This window comes from Nonomuraea sp. NPDC003804 (assembly GCF_040610675.1).
Lineage (GTDB): Bacteria > Actinomycetota > Actinomycetes > Streptosporangiales > Streptosporangiaceae > Nonomuraea.
The window spans coordinates 155,188-173,759 of sequence record NZ_JBEXMT010000008.1; the positions used below are offsets into that span (position 1 = coordinate 155,188).

The window sequence follows — 18,572 nt, forward strand, 5'->3', positions numbered from 1 at the left end:
GGAACGAAGGGACGGCCGCGCCGTGGCGTCCCGCCACGGCGCGGCCGTCCCGAGGGTCAGTTGACCCGGGTGACGCGGCCCAGTGCGGGCGGCTGGAGCGGGCTGACGGCCCGGATGTAGGACTCGAAGGCCTCGATGTCGCGGACCTTCTCGACCCGTTCGGTGCCCTCGGTCAGCACCGTGAACCCGTCGCCGCCGGAGGCGATGAAGGAGTTGGCGGTCAGCCGGTACCTGCCCGCCGGGTCGATGACGGTGCCGTTGAGCCTGATCGAGGCCGGGTCGATCCTGTCGCAGGCGGGCTTGGCGTTGTCGTAGGTGTAGGTGAGGCCCTGGGAGACGCCCAGCACGCGCTGGGTGCCCTGGCCGCACCACTGCTGTTCGAGCAGCCGCTCCACCTGGGCGCCGGTCAGCGTCATGGTGACCAGCATGTTGCTGAACGGCTGCACGCGCAGCGCCTCGCCGTGGGTGACGAGGTTGGGCATGTCGTTGCCGGTCGGCGAGACCCACAGGTCGCCGGCGATGCCGCCGCCGTACGGGGGCTGGACGGCGATCTGGGCGCCGCCGGTGTCGGGGGAGGAGGTGGCGTGCAGGCGGGCGTCGGCCAGGGCGTGGCCGAGGGTGGACTCGCCGGCGGCGTTCCTGACCGCGGTCAGGTCGCGGTGGAGCATGCCGACGGGGCGGTCCAGCAGGCGGTGGGCGTGCTCGTCGCTCTTGCGGCGCAGTTCGGCGATGCGCTGGTCGGGCTTGATGTCGTGGGTGACGGTGATGTTGTCGGCCTTGGCGGCGGTGGGCTCGCCGGTGGCGCGGTCGACGGTGAGGACGATGCGGGTGACCTCGCGGCTGTGGCCGGAGGTCTGGGTGACGGGGATCCCGTTGACCACGCAGTTGTAGGCGTTGTGGGTGTGTCCGGAGATCACCGCGTCGACCTCGGGGTCGAACCTCTGCACGATGTCCTTGATCGGCCCGACCAGGTTGTTGCACTGGTTGGGCAGGCCGCCGCCGGTCTGCCCGCCGCCCTGATGGATCACGACGACGATGGTGCGCACGCCCTTGGCCTTGAGCTCGGCCGTGTAGGCGTTGACGGCGGTGGCCTCGTCGCGGGCCTCGAGCGGCGCGGTGGGGCCTGGGGCCTCCTTGAGCGTGTTGGTGTAGCTGACGCCGATGACGCCGACCTTGACGCCCTTGACCTCCTTGACGACGTAGGGGAGGAAGGCGGGCTTGCCGGTGGTGGTGTCGACGATGTTGGCGCCCAGGTAGGGGAAGGCGGCGCCCTTGAAGCCGGGCAGGGCGCAGCCGTCGATGGGGTGGCAGCCGCCCTCCTCCATCCTGCGCAGCTCGGCCAGTCCTTCGTCGAACTCGTGGTTGCCCACGCTGGAGGCGTCCAGGCGCATCATGGACAGCGCCTCGATGCCGGGTTCGTCGTGCAGCGCGGTGGCGGCCAGCGTGCTGGAGGAGATGTTGTCGCCCGCGGACAGCCGCAGCGTGCCCTGGGGGTTGTCCCGCTGGAGCCGGTCGAGATGGGCGGCGAGGTATTCGGCGCCGCCCGCCTCGACGGGGCCGTCCGGGGTCATGGCGAAGCTCGTGGGCAGGGCGGAGTGGAAGTCGTTGATGCCGAGCAGCTGGATGTCGACCGTGTCGGCGTGGGCGGGCAGCAGGGTGGCGCCGCCCAGCACCAGCGCGGCTAAGAGATTGCGCATGTGCGTCCCTTCAGGGCTTGGTCGGGGCGAGCGTAGACACGCCTTCGGGACGAAGTAAAGACTCTCTTGATAAGAGATCGTCGAAGGGAATTATTCACATCGGACAGGTGGATACGCCAAGGCGTCGAGGTGAACTCTTGACATTGCGACAGTGAGTACGGGAAATTTCCTCCCATGGCCACGTCCACGGAGAATAATTCACCTACCGCCACCGGGATCCTGGCCCGGATCAGGGGAGTGGCGCCCACCCTCACCGCAGCACACCAGCGCATCGCCGAGACGATCCTCGCCGAGCCCGCCGCCGTGGCCGCCTCCACCATCACCGAGCTGGCCGAACGCTGCGCCACCTCACTGACCACGATCACCCGCTTCTGCCGCGAGCTGGGCCTGGCCGGTTACCCCGAGCTCAGGCTGGCGCTGGCCGCCGAGCTCGGCCGTACCAACGCCAGCCCGCGTGACAGCGTCATCGCCTTCTCCCCTGACGACCCGCTCAGCATGGTGCTGCGCAGCCTGCTGGCCAGCGACATGCGCGCGATGGAGGAGACCGCGGCGCAGCTCGACGTCACCGCCGTGGAGCGGGCGGTCTCCGCCCTCGTACGGGCCAGGTTCATCGACTTCTTCGCCGTCTCCGGCAGCGCGGGAGTGGCCATGGACCTGCACCTCAGGCTGCACGCGATCGGCCGGCCGTGCGCGCTGTGGACCGACGTGCACAGCGCCGTCTGCAGCGCCAACGCGCGCGACCACCGTGACGTGGCCATCGGCATCTCCCACTCCGGCACCACGGCGGAGGTCGTCGAGCCGCTGGCCATCGCCAGACAGCGCGGCGCCACCACCGTCGCGGTCACCAACTTCCCGCGCAGCCCGCTGGCCGAGGCCGCCGACATCGTGCTGACGACCGCGGCGCAGGACACCCCCTTCCGCGCCGGCGGCGTGGCCGCCCGCCACACCCAGATGCTGGTCCTCGACTGCCTGTACATCGGCGTCGTCCAGCGCACCCACGAGACCAGCAACCAGCTGCTGACCGCGGCGACGGACGCGGTCGCCAAGCATCGCCTGCCCCAACGCTGACTCAGGAGCCCCCCATGCGCCTGGCCCCCCGCACGGCCGCCGTCCTGCTGTCCCTCACCCTCCTGTCCGCCACCGCCTGCGCCCCCTCGACCTCCACCTCGACCTCCCCTTCGACCTCCACCGCGCCCGGCGGCAAGGTCACCCTGTCGGTCTGGGGGTGGGGACCGGACGCCGACTACGACAAGATGTTCACCGAGTACGAGAAACTCCACCCCGGCGTCGACGTCGACGCCCGTTCCTTCACCACCGCCACCGAGTACGACACCATCCTGTCGACCGGCCTGGCCGGGGACAGCGGACCCGACCTGGCCTGGCTGCGCGCCGGAGCCAACCTGCAACCCCTCGTCGAGGCCGGCCGCCTGCTGCCGCTCGACGTCAAGGACGTGCCGGGGCTGGCCGCCTACGACGAGAAGGTGCTGCGCGCCGCCAAGGGCGACAAGGACGGCAAGGTGTACGGCGTGCCGTTCGCCGTGCAGACGCTGCAGGTCATCTACAACAAGAAGATCTTCGCCGACCACGGCATCTCCCCGCCCAGGACGTGGGACGAGATGATCGCCGCGGCCGGGAAGCTGAAGGCCGCCAAGATCGTGCCGTTCGCCTTCGGCGGCAAGGACGACTGGATGCTGCCCGTCGTGGCCGGCATCTTCGGCACCGCCCACTGGGGCGGCGACGACTTCCTGAAGGCGGTCAAGGCCAAGGAGAAGAAGTTCGCCGACCCCGCGTTCGTGGAGGGCATCGACCAGCTCAACAAGCTCAAGCCGTACTTCCCCGACGACGTGGCCGGCGTGTCCTACACCGACGCCCAGATCCTGTTCTCCTCGGGCAAGGCCGCCATGTTCCCCGGCGGCCTGTGGGAGCTGAACTTCTTCGGCCAGCACGCCAAGGACATCGAGCTGGGCGTCTTCACGCCGCCCGCGCCGAACGGGCCGGGCCTGATGCCGGGCTTCACCGACGGCTCGTACGGCATCAACGCCAAGAGCAGGAACAGGGCCGAGGCGCTGAAGTTCGCCGCCTGGCTGGCCTCCAAGGACTACGGCCAGCTCTTCACCGACACCCTGCGCATCTTCTCCGCGGTCCCCGGCGTCACCCCGAAGGACGCCCTGCTCAAGGAGGTCGCCACCACCTTCGAACAGCAGGGGGCCGCCTACTTCATGAACGAGTTCGCCTACGGCAACCCCTCCTCGCAGGTCGTCTTCTCCAAGTCGCTGCAGGAGATGCTGCTGGGCCGCATCACCGCCCGGGAGGCGGCAGAGCAGCTCGACAAGAGCGTGTCCACATGGCTGTAGGCCCGCGGCGGGGATCGTCGTACCTGTTCCTGGTCCCCGCCCTCCTCCTCTACTCCCTCTTCGTCGTCTACCCGCTGTTCACCGCCCTCAGCTACAGCGTGTTCTCCTGGAAGGGCACGCTGCGCGACGGCTTCGCCGGCCTGGCCAACTACGCGGGGCTGCTGTCCGGCTCCTTCCTCGACCAGCTCCTGCCCGCGCTCGGCCACAACGCCCTGCTGTTCGCGGGCAGCGTGCTCGTCCAGAACACCCTCGGCCTGGCCTTCGCCCTCGCCCTGTCGCGGGTACGGCGGGGCAAGCGCGCGCTGCAGACCATGTTCGCCCTGCCGTACCTGGTCAACCCGCTGGTCATCGGCTACCTCTGGACGCTGCTGCTCAGCCCGACCTTCGGGCCGGTGAACTCGCTGCTGCGCGGGGCGGGCCTGGAGCAGCTGGCCGTCCCGTGGCTGGGCGACCCCGCCACGGCGCTGCCCACCGTCATCCTGATCACCACCTGGCAGTGGGTCGGCTTCCCGATGCTGCTGTTCAGCGCCGCGCTCGGCGGCATCCCCCAGGAGTACGGCGAGGCCGCCAGGACCGACGGGGCCGGCTCGTGGCAGGTGTTCCGGCAGATCACGCTGCCGCTGCTGCGTCCGGCGATGGGCACCGTCACGATCCTGAGCTTCATCGGCAGCATGAACACCTTCGCGCTCGTCTACGCCCTCGGCGGCTCGAACGGCGCCCCGGCGGGCGCGACCGACGTGCTCGGCCTGCTGTTCTACCGGGCCGCCTTCGCCTCGGGCGACGTCAACGCGCTGGGCACCTCCTCGGCGCTGGCGGTGTTCATGTTCACCTTCGTCTTCGGCTCGACCCTGCTGCTCGAATGGGTGCTGAGGAGGAAGGCATGACCAGGGCACAGGGCCTGTGGATCAGGCTGCTGCTGTGGGGCTACGCCGTCTTCTCCATGACGCCCCTGATCGTCATGGTGCTGAGCTCCTTCCGGCCCACCGGCGAGATCTTCGACGACCCGCTCGGCCTGCCGGGCGGATCGTGGTTCGGCAACTACGCCAAGGCGTGGACCGAGGCCTCCTTCTCCACCTACGTCGGCAACTCGGTGATCGTCGTGGTCTGCGCGGTGCTGCTGGGCGCCGCGGTGTCGCTGCTGGCGGCCTACCCGCTGGGCCGCGGCCGTTTCGGCGGGCGCGGCCTGTTCACCGCCTACTTCATCTCCGGCATGACGCTGCCCGCGCACCTCGGCGTGCTGCCGCTGTTCTACCTGATGGAGAGCATGGGCCTGGTCGACACGCTGCTGGGGCTGATCCTCGTCTACGCGGCCGGTTCGATCCCGTTCAACGTCTTCGTGCTGACCGCGTTCTTCCGCCAGCTGCCCCACGAGCTGGACGAGGCCGCCGCGCTGGACGGCGCCGGCCCGCTGGCGACCTTCTGGCACGTGATGCTGCCGCTGGTACGGCCGGCCGTCGCCACCGTGGTCGTCTTCCAGTTCGTGCCGCTGTGGAATGACTTCTTCTACCCTCTGGTCCTGATGCGCGACGAGAGCAGGCTGACGCTGCCGGTCGGGCTCACCCACTTCTTCGGCGAGTTCCAGAACGACTGGGGAACGCTCTTCGCCGGACTGGTGATGACGACGATCCCCCTGGTCGTGCTGTTCGTCATCGCCACGCGCCAGATCGTCGCCGGCCTGACCGCCGGCATGAACCGTTGAGGAACCCTTCATGGATCTTGTGATGGCCTTCGCCGACGAGGCGCGCCGGCGCCTGGACGAGCTGACGAGGAGCCAGCTGCCCGCCATCAGGCGGGCGGGGGCGCTGATCGCCGGGGCGGTGCGGGCCGGAGGCGTCGTCCACGCCTACGGCACCGGCCATTCGGAGGCCGTGGCGCTGGAGGTGGCCGGCCGGGCCGGTGGTCTCATCCCGACCAACCGGCTGACCCTGCGCGATCCCGTGGTGCTGGGCACGGCCTCCCCGCAGGAGTTCGACCCGCTGGCCGAGCGCGACCCGCACACCGCCCACCGGGTGCTCGCCCTGCACAGGATCGAGCCGGCCGACGTCTTCGTGATCGCCTCCAACTCCGGCGGCAACGGCTCCACCGTGGAGATGGCCAGGCTGGTCAAGCAGCGCTCGCTGCCGCTGATCGCGATCACCTCCCTGGCGCACACCACCGCCATCACCTCCCGCCACCCCTCGGGCGAGCGGCTGTTCGAGCTGGCCGACGTCGTGATCGACAACCTCGCCCCGTACGGCGACGCCGTCCTGGAGGCCGAGCACGGGCCGGTGTGCGGCATCTCCTCGATCACCTCGGCCACCGCCGTCCAGCTCATGGTCGCCGAGGCGATCGGCCTGATCGGCGCGGCCGGCACCGTCCCGCCCACCTACCTGTCCGCCAACATCCCGGGCGCCGACGCGCACAACGACGCGTTGGCCGCGCGCTACGCGGGGCGGATCAGGACCGGTGCGCTGTGAGCCTCACGATCGCCGCGTTCTGGCCGCCGCCTCCGCACGAGACGACCGTGGCCAGGTACCGCGAGATCGCCGACGCGGGCATCGACCTGGTCATCACCGGCAACTACCTCAATGACACGGTCATCCTGCGGCACGCCCTGGCCTGCGCGGACGAGACCGGCCTCGGTGTGCTCGTGGCCTCCGATCCGCGGGTCGAGGTGCTCATGCGCGACCTGGACCCCGGCGAGGAGCAGACCAGGGCGCTGATCGGCCGGGTGATCGACGACTACGCGGGGCACCCGTCGTTCCGGGGCGTCAGCCTCATGGACGAACCGCTGCCCGAGCGTTTCCCGCGCCTGGCGGCCGGGGTCTCGGCCGTGCGCGCCCGCGGGCACCTGGCCTACGTCAACCTGTTCCCCAGCCACGTCACCGGGTCCTACGACTCCTACGTCGGCGGCTTCGTCGACACCGTCCGTCCCGACGTGGTCTCCTTCGACCGCTATCCGTTCCTGTCCACCGGCGAGGACGAGGGCTACTTCGCCGACCTGGCGGTGATCCGCGCGCACGCGCGACGGGCCGGCCTTCCCGCGTGGATGTACGTCCAGACGCTCGCCTACGACGGGCACCGTACGCCGACGGCCGCCGAGCTGGCCTGGCAGGTCAACACCGCGCTGGCCTACGGCTACACCGGCATCCAGTACTTCACCTACTGGACGCCCGATCCGGCGCGCGGCGAGGGCTTCCAGCCGGCCCTCGTCGACGGCGGGCAGCCCACCGAGCGCTACGGGATCGTGCGCGACCTCAACACCGGCTGGCTGCGGCCGGTGGGGGAGGAGCTGGCCCGGCTGCCGTGGCGGTCGGCCGGGCACACCGGCCCGGTGCCACGCGGCGCGGCGCCGGCCGCCGACGGGGCGGTGCCGGCCGGTGACGTCGTGGTCGGCCGGTACGGCGAGCGGCACCTGTTCGTGTGCAACGCCCGCCACGACCGGCCCACCGAGGTGACGCTCGCCCGCCCGGCCGCCGCCTTCGACCCCGCCACCGGGTCCTACGAGCCCATCGGCGCCACGTTCGTCCTCGCGCCCGGCGCCGCGCGGCTGGTGCGCTGATGCTCGTCGCCGGTGTCGACGCGGGTGGCACCTCCACCCGCGTCGCCGTCCACACCCTGTCCGGCGCCAGAGCCGGCTACGGCACGGCCGGCGGCGGCAACCCGGCCGCGCACGGCGACGCCGCGGCGGCCGCGGCCATCGCGAGCGCCCTGCGCCAGGCGATGGGCGGTCTGGACCCGTCGTCGGTGACCGCGTCCGTCGCCGGGGTGGCCGGCTCGGACGGCTCCTTCGCCGCCGTGCTCCGGCAGGTCTGGGCCGAGCACGGCCTGGCCCACGCCCCGCGGCTGGTCAGCGACGTGGACGTGGCCTACGCCGCCGGCACGCCCGCCCCCTCGGGCACGGTGCTGCTGGCCGGGACAGGGGCCGCCGCCGCCCGCTTCACCGGCCGCGCCGTCGAGGCCGTCGCCGACGGCCTCGGCTGGCTGCTCGGCGACGAGGGCGGCGGCTTCTGGCTCGGACGTGCCGGAGTGCGGGCGGCCGTCCACGCCCTCGACGGCGGCACACCGCCGGGACCCCTGGTCGACCTGGTCAGCCGGCACTTCGGCGTGACCGGCCCGCCCCGGCGGCGAGCCGACCGCATCGTCCGGCAGGCGCAGGCCGACCGGATGACGCTCGCCGCCGCCGCGCCCCTGATCGGGCAGGCGGCCGCGCTGGGGGACCCGGCGGCCGCGCGGATAGTCCAGGCCGCCGCCGCCCGCCTGGTGGCCACCGTGTCCCGGCTGCATCGCGAGGGGCCGATCGTGCTGGCGGGCAGCGTCCTGACCAGCGAAGGCGCCGTCCGCGACGCCGTCATGAAACTGCTGCGTGGACACCGCGTCAGCACCGCACGGGACACGGCGGGAGCGGCATGCTGGCTCGCCGCCCTGGACCTGGCCGGACAGGACGCCGCGACCACCACACACCCGCGCTTCACCGGGGCGACATAGCAGCGCCGCTCTTCCACCGCCACGTCCAGTCAGCGGGTTGGCGGGCAGCGGCCCATCCACCACCAGCCGTCCGCGAGCTCGACGGTCGGGCAGATGCGCATGCCGTACCCGTCGAAGGTCTCGCCGCCGGGACGAGCCGCGAAACGGGCGTAGCCGACGGCGTCGTCGGGGATGCCGAGCCAGTCCGGCACGAACAGCACGGGCCGCCCGCCGCTGGTGCCGATCGTCTTGACCCGGCAGGTGGCCGAGACGAAGCACAGGCGGTCGGGCAGCCGCGCGCCCAGGTAGCCGCCGAGCTGCGACGCGGGCAGCCGTCCGCTGTCCGACAGGGCGGCCACCTCGTCGAACGCCGGCCGCTCGAGCAGGAAACGGGCCTGGATGCGCAACTCGGGGAAGGACCGCAGGGTCACGGGGCCGGCGATGCCGATGACCACCAGGAGCAGACCCACGGCGCCGGCCGGCGCGCCCCGTCTGGCGAGGGCTTTCATCCCGAGCACGTAGACGAGCAGCGCCACGCCGTACGCCCCGTGCGTCACCACCGGAGTGAGGATCCACAGCGTGGTCGACAGCCGGCCGATGTGCAGCTCCATCGCCGGCAGCGCCACCGTCACGACGCCCATGAACAGCAGCGGAATCCAGATGGGGAGCCGCCGTCCGGGTCGCTCGCGACCGGACGGGCCCGTCTCGAAGACCGTCACCGGCCCCACGATAGGAAGGTCGTGTGCAGGTATGGCCCATGAGATGTGGAGGAATTGCAAAGATCGGCGTGCCGCACCTGGTGCCCGTTTCGCCCGGATGTCGGGTTTCGCGCAGGTTGGGCTAGGGTCGGGGGCATGACAAGGGGGCCGTGGAGGACACCACGAGCGGCCGTCGCGCTCACCGGCGTGATCGGCCTGGTCCTGCTGTCTCTGCTGTTGGCCGGCTCCTTTCCCGCCGGTCACGGCGTGGCGCTGCGGCCGGCCGACGCTTCCGGCCAGTCCTGGGCGCCGGGCGCCGAGGACGCTCTGCTGTCCAGCCTGCCGCCGCGGAATTCCGGTGTCACCGCGCGCCATGTGTCGTCGCTGTGGACGGCGCTGCGCGCCGAACGGCGGCCGGAGACCGGCCAGGTCCCGTCGCCGGGAGGGCCGGAACCCGGTGCCGGCGCCATCCGCCATCCTCAGCAGGAGGCGCACCGCGCCGCCGGCTCGCGCAGTCCTCCGCTGATCTAGTCGCGTCCTTCGATTTCCTGTCTCCGGCCGCTCGCACGCCGGGAGGCCCGCTGTGCATGCCCGGGTGTGCACGCGCGGCCGCGTCGCGGGCGCCGCCGGGAGCTCGGCATCGCCACGTCCAGCGCGGCGTGGCCTTCCCCGCAAGCAAGGAGCCGATCATCGTCATGGCCGACGTCAGATCAGTCCGCGTTCACCTCCAGCACTACGACCGGCACCTGGCGCAGCTGGAGGAACTGCGCCGGCTGCTGCACGACCAGCTCGCCGCCCTCACGCCCGCGACGGGCGGGCGTGCCTCGCGCGCGGACCGGCAGGTCGCCGACATCGAGGCCGCACTCGACCGCATGGACAGGGAGCGCTACGGCGTGTGCACGGACTGCACGTCGTTCATCCCTTACGAGCAGCTGTTGCGCGCGCCGCACCGGCTCGCCTGCGACGGCTGCGCCGTACCTCCGCAGAGGGAGGCGTCGGCATGAGCACCCCGCCCCAGACCGCCGCACGCACCGGCGAGCAGACCGGACGGCGCCGCCGTGACGTGCGCGGTTACGCGGTCCTGGACCTCGGAACCGTGCGCACCAGGTCGCTGACCTCGGGAACGTTCGCGATCGCCGAGCGGCTCTCGGCGGTCCCCGCGGGGGCGCCGGGGACCACGGCGCCCTCCGGACTGCGCTGGCCGATCCGGCACGGCGTGGTCGCCGATCCGGCGGCCTGCCGGCGGCTGGTCGACATCGTTCTCTACGACGCGCGGCTGGCCGGAGCCTGGCCGCTGGAGCGGATACTGGTCGGCGTGCCGGTGGCCGCCACGGCGAGCGAGCGCCGGTCGCTGCGCACGGCGGTCATCGAGGCGGCCGAGTGCCCGGTGGTGCTCGTGGAGGAGCCCCTGGCGGCCGCCGTCGGCGCCGGTCTCGATGTGACCGATCCCCGGCCGTGCCTGCTGCTGGACGTGGGCGCGGGCGTCGTGGAGGCCGTCGTCATCCATGACGGCGCCATCACCGACGCGGTGGCCCTGCAACTGAGCGCCACCACGCGCGCGGGCCTGCCCTGGCCCACGGTGGACAGCGTGGTCCGCATGACAGCCGGTCTGCTGCACCGCATGCCCGCACACCTGCGTGCGACGGTCCGCGACGGCGGCCTGATCGTCACCGGCGGCGGCGCCGGGCAGACGCGGCTGCTGAACCGGCTGCGCAGCACGCTCCGCATGCCCGTACGCGTGGCGTCCGAACCGGCGCACGCCACCGTCTACGGCCTGACCCACCTGTGCCGGCAATCCGGCCTGACCGCCCGGCTCGCTCAGGGGTCGAGAGGCTCGTAGGCGACGACCTCCCGGGAGGCGAGGCGGGCCAGGCAGTCACCGACGACGTACTTCTGGAAATGCGGGGAGGCGCGGTGGGCCTCGAAGGCCGCCGCGTCGACGTACCGCTCGTAGATCATGAACCGCCGCGGGTCGTCGACGGCGACGTGGGCCTGGTAGGAGAGGTTGCCCGGTTCCTGGCGCGACAGCGGGGTGATGGTCCGGATGATGTCGGCGACGGCGGTCTCCTCGCCGTCGCGCGCGGTCCACACGGCTTGCACAACATATGCCATGACGGGTGACTCTAGGACGGGTGCCGGAACCTCTCACACCCGGCCCATCATGCTTGACATATCGGACACTACGCGATTAACGTCCCGCTAACCGACAGGCACAGACGAAGACATCCCTGTCAGTGGTCTTCGTCTGTGCTTTTTGTCGTTCTTGGACCGCTGGCAAGGGACACCCCCCGAAAGGCGGCTGAGCATGAACGACGGCTCTGCGAACACGGCACCAGCGGTCATCCGCAACGCGGGAGACGCTGCCGACCTCATCGACACCCTCAAGCGCCTGAGCGGCCGGGCGAACTGGATCTGGTTCCTCGCCCTGGCAGGCCTGTTCCTCGACGCCTACTCCAACGCGGCGTTGGGGGCCGGCCTGTCGCCCATGGTGAAGCAACTGGGCCTGTCGCCGACGCAGGTCGGCGTGCTCACCGCCATGGCCCCCGCGATCGCGATCATCTCCAACCCCTTCGGCGGCTGGCTCGCCGCGCGGATCGGCAGGGTCAAGCCGCTGCTGATGACGAAGGTCGTCTTCGCCTGCGGCGCGGTGCTGACCGCGGTCGGCTCCGACTTCGAGACCGTCTTCGCCGGGCGGGCCCTGGTGGGCGTCGCCTACGGCGTCGACTTCGCCGTGGCGATGGCGCTGCTCGCCGAGTACACCCCCGCCTCCCTCAAGGGCAGACTCAACTTCTGGCAGGGGGTCTGGTACACCGCGACGACCACCAACCTCCTGCTCACCCTGCTGTTCTACAACTTCGACGTCGGCGCCGACATCTGGCGCTGGTCGGTCGGCTCGTCGGCGGCCTTCGCGCTCGTCCTGCTCGTCCTGCAGCGCCTGTTCCTGGTGGAGAGCCCCACCTGGCTGGCCGCCAAGAACAGGCTGGGGGAGTCCGTGGCGAACCTGCGCCGGATGTACGGCTTCGCCGTACAGGAAGGGGCACGGGAGACCGGGCCGGCCCAGGAGGGCGCCCACCCGGTCGGGTTCCGGGACGCGGGTGTCCTGTTCCGCAAGCCCTACCTGCCCAGGACCGTGCTGTCGACCGCCATCTCCCTCACCCAGGCCATGCAGTACTTCGCCGTGGGCTGGTACCTGCCGGTCATCAGCCTCGAGCTGTTCGGCAGCGAGTTCGAGAAGGCGACGCTCGGTTCCATGGCCTTCAACGCGGTCGGCATCGTCGGCGGCTGCCTGTCGGCCTACGCGGGCCGCCGCTTCGGCCTGCGGGTCAGCTCCATGGCCGGCTACGCCATGGTGTTCGTCGCCCTGCTGGTCATGGGCGCGACGTTCAAGCAACTGCCCGTCGCGCTGGCCGCGCTGCTGCCGGTGCTGTTCATCTTCTTCCACTCCGCCGGACCGGGCCCCAACGGCAAGTCGATCGCCGCGCTCTCGTACCGCAGCGACATCCGCACGCTGGGCACCGGCGTGACCGGCATGCTCGGCAGCCTCGGCTCGGTGGCGGGCCTGTACCTGTTCCCGCAGCTCCAGGCGGGCATCGGCGTGGGCAACAGCCTGATGGTCCTGTCGGTGGTGCCGCTGGTCGGCCTGCTCACCTGCCTGGCCATCAAGTGGGACCCCACCCGAGTCGCGGTGAACCTGGAGGAAGAGGCGATCAGCCTCCGGCAGCGTACGACGGTGTCGGCCTGAACGGTGTCCGGTACGGACACGATGAAAGGACCTTCGCGCATGACAAGGCAACGCCGTCGCGGCGTGCTCAGCATCGATGAGGGCACCACGGGCACCCGGGCCGCCGTCGTCCTCGACGACGGCACCGCCGCACCGGCCGCCTACCTGCCGCTCTCGGTCCGCTCGCCCGACCACCTGCGGGTCGAGCAGGACGCGACGGAGATCTGGGCGGACACCGTCCGGGTCTGCCGAGAGGCGATGGAGTGGGCGACCGCGCACGGGGTGGAGCTCGCCGGGGTGTCGCTCTCCACCCAACGCGCCACGGTGCTGCTGTGGGACACGGTGACCGGCTCCCCGCTGAGCCAGGCCGTGGTGTGGCAGGACCGCCGGTACGCCGCCCGGCTGCGGGAGTGGGAGCCGGAGTGGGACGCGCACCTGGTCGAGCACACCGGCCGGCCGGTCGGCTCCCGGGCGCCGCTGCTGTGGGCGGCCGAGGAGGTCGCCGGCGACCCGGCCCTCCGGCGGGCCCACGACGAGGGCAGGCTGGCCTTCGGCTCGGTCGACACCTGGCTGGTCTGGAAGCTGACCGGGGGCGCGCGCCATGTCATGTCGGCCACGAACGCCGTGGCCGTGGGCGCCTACGACCTGCGGACGGGCGGCTGGCACGAGCCGTGGGTGAAGTTCCTCGGCTGCCCGCCCGACCTGCTGCCGGAGATCGTCGACGACGACGGCGACTTCGGCGCCACCGACCCGTCCGTGCTCGGCGTGCGGCTGCCCATCCTGTCCGTCATGGGCGACCAGCACGCGGCGATGATCGCGCTCGGCGCCCACCGGCCCGGCCAGGCCACGAGCGTCCACGGGACCGGAACGTTCCTCGACGCCGTCGCCGGCGACCGGCCGCCCGCTTCCGGCCGCCAGGTGCCGGGGGTGCTCACCCTCGTCGGCTGGCGGTCGCGGGGCACCTCCGTGTTCAGCCTGGAGAGCTACGCCTCGACGACCGGCTCGGCGATGCGCTGGCTGTGCGAGGAGATCGGGCTGTTCGGCTCGCCGGCCCAGCTGGCCGAACTCGCCCGCGAGCACACCGGGCCGACCCGGGTGATGTTCCTGCCCGCACTGGCGGGACTGCGCACCCCGGTCTGGTCGCCGGAGGCCACGGGGGTCCTCACCGGCCTCAGCCTGTCCACGACCAGGGCGGAGCTGGCCCGCGGCGTCCTCAACGGCTTCGCGCACTCGGTGTGCGACCTGCTGGAAGGCGTGGAGGACGTCATGGGCAGGCCGGTCACCGACCTGTTCTGCGGAGGCGGGCTGGCCGGCAGCGACGTGCTGATGTCCAGCCAGGCCGACCTGATCGGCCGGCCGGTACGGCGGGCCCGCGACCACGAGACCGCCAGCCTCCGCGGCACCGCCTACCTCGGAGGCGTGCGCGCCGGGCTGTGGCCGGACGTCTCGGCGGCCGTCGCCGGCCTCCGGCCTGCCCCCGTCTTCGAACCCACCCTTCCCGAGAGCGAGCGGGTGGCGGCCCGCGCCGCATGGCGCGACCTGCTGGCTCGCCACACCGCCACCGCCGGCCCCGGCACGCCGGGCTCCCGCGGTCCCGAACCCGACGTACAGGAGGAATCACCCTCGTGATCCGGCTTCCCGCACGCAAGGCGAGGTCAGAGACGAACAGCGCCATCCGCCGTACCGCGCTCGCGCTCGACCGCAGGGAACAGATCGAACGGCTCGCCGCCCGGCCCGTGGACGTCCTGGTCGTCGGCGGCGGCATCACCGGCTGCTACACCGCGCTGGACGCCGTCACCCGCGGCCTGACCGTGGCGCTCGTGGAACGGGACGACTTCGCGTCGGGCACGTCCTCCAAGTCGTCGAAGATGGTGCACGGCGGCCTGCGCTACATCGAGCAGGGCAACCTGCCGCTGGTCCGGCGTTCGCTGCTGGAGCGGCAGCGGTTCCGCAACAACGCCCCGCACCTGGTGCAGCGGCTGCCGTTCGTCTTCCCCGTGCTCGCCCAGGACGGCGTCTTCGACGCGCGCATCGCCAAGGCCTTCGAGGGCCTGCTGTGGACGTACGACCTCGCGGGAGGATGGCGCATCGGCAGGCTGCACCAGCGTCTCAGCGCCGCCGAAGTCCTCGCCCGCGCCCCGCGGCTGCGCGCAGGACAGCTCAAGGGCGGGCTGCTCTACTACGACAGCCGCACCGACGACGCGCGCCTGACCCTGACGATCGCGCGGACCGCGGCGCACTTCGGAGCGACCGTGATCAACGGCGCCGCCTGCCGCGGCCTGGTCCGCGAGGGCGGCCGGGTGCGCGGCGCGAAGATCGAGGTCGACGGCCGCGAGATCGACGTGCGGGCGGGCGTCGTGATCAACGCCACCGGCGTCTGGTCGGACGCGCTCGACGCCCTGTCGGATCCCGGCCACCGGCCCCGGATCCGTCCGGCCAAGGGAGTGCACATCGTGGTGCCCTGGACGCGGCTGCCCATCGACGGCACCGTGACCGTGCCCGTCCCCGGACGGGCCCGCCGCGCGACCTGCACCCGCTGGGGGGACGTGGTCGTGGTCGGGACGACCGACACCGACTACGACGGATCCCTCGATGAGGTGCTGTGCACCAGGGAGGAGATGCAGTACCTCCTCGACGGGGCCAACACCGCCTTCGACGCCGACCTCGGCCCCGAGGACGTGATCGGCTCGATCGCCGGGCTGCGTCCCCTGGTCGGCGGCAAGGAGGGAGCCACGCTCGACATGAGCCGCGACCACCGCATCTCGACCGACGCGCACGGGCTCGTCACCGTCACCGGCGGAAAGCTCACCACCAGCCGCCACATGGGGGAGCTCGTGGTCGACGCGGCCCTGAAGGTGCTCGGCCGCAGGGCCCGCTGCCGTACGGCACGCCTCCCGCTGCTGGGCGGCGCCGGCTACGACGCCGAGGCCACCTCAGCCACCGGGGGGCTCGGCGCCCACCTGGGACAGCGCTACGGCACCGAGGCCCGCTTCGTCGCCGACCTCCTCGGCGAGGACCCCACCCTGGCCGAGCCGATCATCGAGGGCAGCGCCCACCTGCGGGCCGAGGTGGTCTACGCGGCCAGGTGCGAGCTGGCGCGAAGCGTCGACGACGTGCTGTCGCGCCGCACCCGGATGCGGGTGTTCGCCCGCGACCTGTCGGTCAAGGCCGCCCCTGAGGTCGGCCGGCTGCTCCAGAGAGAGCTCGGGCTGTCCGACGACGAGGTCGCCCGGCAGGTCGACGACTACATCTCCGGCATCGAGCGCGAGAAGACCGTACTGATGGAGGCACATTCATGATCAGCAGGCAGACCATCACCCACCCGTTCAACCGGGGTGACTACGTCGTCGGCGCGCCCACCCCGCCGCGCTGGGCCGCCGACTGCCCGCCCGGCGCGGGCCCGGCCAGCCTGCAGGCCGCCGTGGTCGAGGTTCCCGCCACGGTCGTCGCCGAGCTGCGGGCGATCGCCGCCGCCGTCCACACCGAGCGGGACGAGGTGATCACGCGCACCCGCGACTGGTGGGCGGGCACCTCCATCGGCGAGACGGACGGTCACCCCGCCACGCCGGACGCCGTGATCGTCGAGGCGGCCGACGAGGAGCAGGTGGCCGCGATCGTCAGGCTCTGCCACGCGCACCGCATCCCCCTGACGGTCTCGGCGGGCCGCAGCAACGTCCTCGGCGCCGCCCTGCCGGTGTTCGGCGGGGTCGTGCTGGACGTCTGCCGGCTCAACCGCATCATCTCCTTCGACGCCGAGTCGATGATCGTCGAGGTGCAGGCCGGCATGTTCGGCGACCTGTTCGAGAAGGAACTGCAGGAGACGTACGGCGCCACGACCGGGCACTGGCCGTCCGCCTTCGCCATCTCGACGGTCGGCGGCTGGGCGGCCTGCCGGGGGGCGGGCCAGCTGTCCACCCGGTACGGCAAGATCGAGGACATGGTCGTCGGGCTGGACGTGGTGCTGCCCGACGGGAGCACCGCCAGCTACGGCACCTACCCGAGGGCCGCCGTGGGGCCTGATCTGCGCCAGCTGTTCATCGGCTCCGAGGGCACGCTCGGCGTGATCACCCGGCTGCGGCTGCGCACCCACCGGCTGCCCGACTACGCGGTGGGGCTCGCGTACGGCTTCGACACCTTCGCGGCCGGGCTCGACGCGTGCAGGGAGATCCTCCAGCGCGGCGCCACCCCCGCGGTACTGCGCCTGTACGACGCGCACGAGAGCGGCACCCACTTCGGCGAGCGGGACACCAACCTGCTGCTCATCGCCGACGAGGGAGACCCCGCACTGGTGGACGCGACCATGGCGGTGGTCGAGGAGGTCTGCAAGGAGCGGGCGGCGGTCACGCTCGACGGCGACGCGGTCCTCGCGCGGTGGCTCGACGAGCGGATGGTCGTCGGCAAGTCCGGCGACGGCTTCGCCAAAGGCCCCGGCTTCGTCGCCGACACCTGCGAGATCGCCGCGCCGTGGTCGTCGCTGACGGCCATCTACGACCAGGTGGTGGCGGCCATCGAAGCGGTCCCCGGGACGCTGCGCGCCTCCGCGCACCAGTCGCACGCCTACACCGACGGCGCCTGCCTGTACTTCTCGCTGCGCGGCGACGTGGAACGCGCTGGCCGCCGCGAGTGGTACCGGGCCGCCTGGGACGCCGCCAACGAGGTGCTCATCCGGCACGGCGCCGCCATCAGCCACCACCACGGCGTCGGACTGCTGCGCTCGCCGTACGTCGAACGCTCGCTGGCCGGCGGCTTCGGCACCCTGGTGGCGGTCAAGCGGGCCCTCGACCCCGAGGGGATCATGAACCCGGGGAAGCTGGGGCTGCCCAGCCGGTTCCAGGCCGACACAACCGCGCACGGCTGACGCATAAGGTGGAGCAGTGAACCCTCGTCCGAAACGTCCCCTTGACCGGCGCCTGCTGGCCTCGCTCGCGGAACACCCCGTGATGGCGTCGCTGGTCGGCGTGGAGATGGCGGACCGGTTCACCACCACCTCGACCCCGCTGGGCATCCTCGCCTCGGTCCCGCTCGGCGATCTCGAGGCGACCGTCCGGCGGACCCTGGCCGCGAACAAGATCGTGTTCGTCAACATGGACTCGACCCCCGGCCTCGGCCATGACCCCGGCGCCCTGACCTACCTCAAGGGGATCGGGGCGGTCGGGATCTGCTCCACCCGCGCGGCGATCGTCGAGCGGGCGAGCAGCCTGGGACTGCTGGCCATGCAGAAGGTGTTCGTGACCGACCGTTCCAACCTGCACCGCAGCGTCCAGGCCATCGCCCGGTCCCGTCCCGATCTGGTCCAGCTCATGCCCGCCGTCGTGCTGCGATACGTGGAGAAGCAGGCCAGGGAGCTCGGCGTGCCGTACCTGGCGGCCGGGTTCGTCCAGGGTGAGGCGGACGTGGCCGAGGCGCTCCGCCACGGCGCCGCCGGGGTCTGCACCTCGGAGCAGGCCCTGTGGGAGCTGCGCCGGTCGGCCCTGCGCGCCTCCTGAACCACCTCCCTCCGTCCCTCCGTCCCGCCGTTCTGCTGCGCCGGGCGTGCGGGGCGGGCGCAGCCATCCCTCAGCCGCCCCTCGGCCGCCGCGTGTGTCCCCACCGGTGGGTCTTCGCACGGAAGGACGACTCGATGACGCCGGTCACCCCGGACCTGCCCGGACCCCCA

Annotated in this window: 18 protein-coding genes; 15 read left to right on the forward strand and 3 right to left on the reverse strand. The window is 72.0% G+C overall.

What is annotated here, in order from left to right:
* Positions 1-56: 56 nt before the first annotated feature.
* The gene (locus ABZX22_RS13440; protein ID WP_354908172.1) at positions 57-1,697 is read right to left on the reverse strand and encodes a bifunctional metallophosphatase/5'-nucleotidase; all 1,641 of its coding nucleotides are present in this window, start codon (positions 1,695-1,697) and stop codon (positions 57-59) included.
* Positions 1,698-1,871: 174 nt separating this feature from the next.
* On the opposite strand from ABZX22_RS13440, the gene ABZX22_RS13445 reads away from it, so the two are divergent.
* The 7 genes from ABZX22_RS13445 to ABZX22_RS13475 are packed head-to-tail and all read left to right on the forward strand — an operon-like array spanning position 1,872 to position 8,518.
* A complete protein-coding gene (locus ABZX22_RS13445; RefSeq protein WP_354908173.1) occupies positions 1,872-2,765 on the forward strand; it encodes a MurR/RpiR family transcriptional regulator in 894 nt (297 codons plus the stop codon).
* Between the two features lie 14 nt (positions 2,766-2,779).
* The gene (locus ABZX22_RS13450; protein ID WP_354908174.1) at positions 2,780-4,051 is read left to right on the forward strand and encodes an extracellular solute-binding protein; all 1,272 of its coding nucleotides are present in this window, start codon (positions 2,780-2,782) and stop codon (positions 4,049-4,051) included.
* Positions 4,042-4,935, forward strand: a complete 894-nt coding sequence (locus tag ABZX22_RS13455; protein ID WP_354908175.1) for a sugar ABC transporter permease — start codon at positions 4,042-4,044, stop codon at positions 4,933-4,935. Before ABZX22_RS13450 ends, ABZX22_RS13455 begins: the two co-directional genes overlap by 10 nt.
* Positions 4,932-5,750: a carbohydrate ABC transporter permease gene (locus tag ABZX22_RS13460; RefSeq protein WP_354908176.1), complete on the forward strand. Its 819-nt coding sequence runs from the start codon at positions 4,932-4,934 to the stop codon at positions 5,748-5,750. Before ABZX22_RS13455 ends, ABZX22_RS13460 begins: the two co-directional genes overlap by 4 nt.
* A 10-nt stretch (positions 5,751-5,760) precedes the next feature.
* Positions 5,761-6,507, forward strand: coding sequence for an SIS domain-containing protein (locus ABZX22_RS13465; protein ID WP_354908177.1), 747 nt, complete (start codon positions 5,761-5,763; stop codon positions 6,505-6,507).
* Positions 6,504-7,592: a hypothetical protein gene (locus tag ABZX22_RS13470; RefSeq protein WP_354908178.1), complete on the forward strand. Its 1,089-nt coding sequence runs from the start codon at positions 6,504-6,506 to the stop codon at positions 7,590-7,592. The genes ABZX22_RS13465 and ABZX22_RS13470 overlap by 4 nt, the downstream gene beginning before the upstream one ends.
* A complete protein-coding gene (locus ABZX22_RS13475; RefSeq protein ID WP_354908179.1) occupies positions 7,592-8,518 on the forward strand; it encodes a BadF/BadG/BcrA/BcrD ATPase family protein in 927 nt (308 codons plus the stop codon). The genes ABZX22_RS13470 and ABZX22_RS13475 overlap by 1 nt, the downstream gene beginning before the upstream one ends.
* A 29-nt stretch (positions 8,519-8,547) precedes the next feature.
* Here the strand turns inward: ABZX22_RS13475 and ABZX22_RS13480 are convergent, their stop codons facing one another.
* Positions 8,548-9,216 carry a hypothetical protein gene (locus ABZX22_RS13480; protein WP_354908181.1) on the reverse strand — a complete coding sequence of 223 codons (669 nt, stop codon included), beginning with the start codon at positions 9,214-9,216 and terminating at the stop codon, positions 8,548-8,550.
* Between the two features lie 135 nt (positions 9,217-9,351).
* Here ABZX22_RS13480 and ABZX22_RS13485 point away from each other — a divergent pair, with 135 nt between their 5' ends.
* The 3 genes from ABZX22_RS13485 to ABZX22_RS13495 all read left to right on the forward strand — a co-directional run bounded on the left by ABZX22_RS13485 (position 9,352) and on the right by ABZX22_RS13495 (position 11,035).
* Entirely contained in the window at positions 9,352-9,726 is a 375-nt protein-coding gene (locus ABZX22_RS13485; protein ID WP_354908183.1) for a hypothetical protein, read from the forward strand.
* Between the two features lie 128 nt (positions 9,727-9,854).
* Entirely contained in the window at positions 9,855-10,199 is a 345-nt protein-coding gene (locus ABZX22_RS13490; protein ID WP_354908184.1) for a hypothetical protein, read from the forward strand.
* The gene (locus tag ABZX22_RS13495; protein WP_354908186.1) at positions 10,196-11,035 is read left to right on the forward strand and encodes a rod shape-determining protein; all 840 of its coding nucleotides are present in this window, start codon (positions 10,196-10,198) and stop codon (positions 11,033-11,035) included. Before ABZX22_RS13490 ends, ABZX22_RS13495 begins: the two co-directional genes overlap by 4 nt.
* On the opposite strand, the gene ABZX22_RS13500 is transcribed toward ABZX22_RS13495, so the two are convergent.
* A complete protein-coding gene (locus ABZX22_RS13500; RefSeq protein ID WP_354908187.1) occupies positions 11,014-11,307 on the reverse strand; it encodes a putative quinol monooxygenase in 294 nt (97 codons plus the stop codon). The genes ABZX22_RS13495 and ABZX22_RS13500 overlap by 22 nt on opposite strands.
* Before the next feature lie 193 nt (positions 11,308-11,500).
* Here ABZX22_RS13500 and ABZX22_RS13505 point away from each other — a divergent pair, with 193 nt between their 5' ends.
* From ABZX22_RS13505 to ABZX22_RS13525, 5 genes are read left to right on the forward strand one after another with little or no spacing between them, the layout of a single operon-like run.
* Entirely contained in the window at positions 11,501-12,937 is a 1,437-nt protein-coding gene (locus ABZX22_RS13505) for an MFS transporter (protein WP_354908188.1), read from the forward strand.
* A gap of 39 nt (positions 12,938-12,976) precedes the next feature.
* Entirely contained in the window at positions 12,977-14,545 is a 1,569-nt protein-coding gene (locus ABZX22_RS13510; RefSeq protein WP_354908189.1) for an FGGY family carbohydrate kinase, read from the forward strand.
* A complete protein-coding gene (locus ABZX22_RS13515; protein ID WP_354908191.1) occupies positions 14,542-16,215 on the forward strand; it encodes a glycerol-3-phosphate dehydrogenase/oxidase in 1,674 nt (557 codons plus the stop codon). The genes ABZX22_RS13510 and ABZX22_RS13515 overlap by 4 nt, the downstream gene beginning before the upstream one ends.
* A complete protein-coding gene (locus tag ABZX22_RS13520) occupies positions 16,212-17,774 on the forward strand; it encodes an FAD-binding oxidoreductase (protein ID WP_354908192.1) in 1,563 nt (520 codons plus the stop codon). Before ABZX22_RS13515 ends, ABZX22_RS13520 begins: the two co-directional genes overlap by 4 nt.
* Positions 17,775-17,790: 16 nt before the next feature.
* A complete protein-coding gene (locus ABZX22_RS13525; RefSeq protein WP_354908194.1) occupies positions 17,791-18,402 on the forward strand; it encodes a glycerol-3-phosphate responsive antiterminator in 612 nt (203 codons plus the stop codon).
* Positions 18,403-18,572 lie beyond the last annotated feature (170 nt).

Bases quoted from the DNA above. Each gene is read 5' to 3' on its own strand.
- ABZX22_RS13495 (WP_354908186.1), top strand. From the start codon at position 10,196: ATGAGCACCCCGCCCCAGACCGCCGCACGCACCGGCGAGCAGACCGGA.
- ABZX22_RS13460 (WP_354908176.1), top strand. From the start codon at position 4,932: ATGACCAGGGCACAGGGCCTGTGGATCAGGCTGCTGCTGTGGGGCTAC.
- ABZX22_RS13440 (WP_354908172.1), bottom strand. From the start codon at position 1,697: ATGCGCAATCTCTTAGCCGCGCTGGTGCTGGGCGGCGCCACCCTGCTG.
- ABZX22_RS13510 (WP_354908189.1), top strand. From the start codon at position 12,977: ATGACAAGGCAACGCCGTCGCGGCGTGCTCAGCATCGATGAGGGCACC.
- ABZX22_RS13520 (WP_354908192.1), top strand. From the start codon at position 16,212: ATGATCAGCAGGCAGACCATCACCCACCCGTTCAACCGGGGTGACTAC.
- ABZX22_RS13450 (WP_354908174.1), top strand. From the start codon at position 2,780: ATGCGCCTGGCCCCCCGCACGGCCGCCGTCCTGCTGTCCCTCACCCTC.
- ABZX22_RS13475 (WP_354908179.1), top strand. From the start codon at position 7,592: ATGCTCGTCGCCGGTGTCGACGCGGGTGGCACCTCCACCCGCGTCGCC.
- ABZX22_RS13485 (WP_354908183.1), top strand. From the start codon at position 9,352: ATGACAAGGGGGCCGTGGAGGACACCACGAGCGGCCGTCGCGCTCACC.
- ABZX22_RS13455 (WP_354908175.1), top strand. From the start codon at position 4,042: ATGGCTGTAGGCCCGCGGCGGGGATCGTCGTACCTGTTCCTGGTCCCC.
- ABZX22_RS13445 (WP_354908173.1), top strand. From the start codon at position 1,872: ATGGCCACGTCCACGGAGAATAATTCACCTACCGCCACCGGGATCCTG.
- ABZX22_RS13465 (WP_354908177.1), top strand. From the start codon at position 5,761: ATGGATCTTGTGATGGCCTTCGCCGACGAGGCGCGCCGGCGCCTGGAC.
- ABZX22_RS13505 (WP_354908188.1), top strand. From the start codon at position 11,501: ATGAACGACGGCTCTGCGAACACGGCACCAGCGGTCATCCGCAACGCG.
- ABZX22_RS13500 (WP_354908187.1), bottom strand. From the start codon at position 11,307: ATGGCATATGTTGTGCAAGCCGTGTGGACCGCGCGCGACGGCGAGGAG.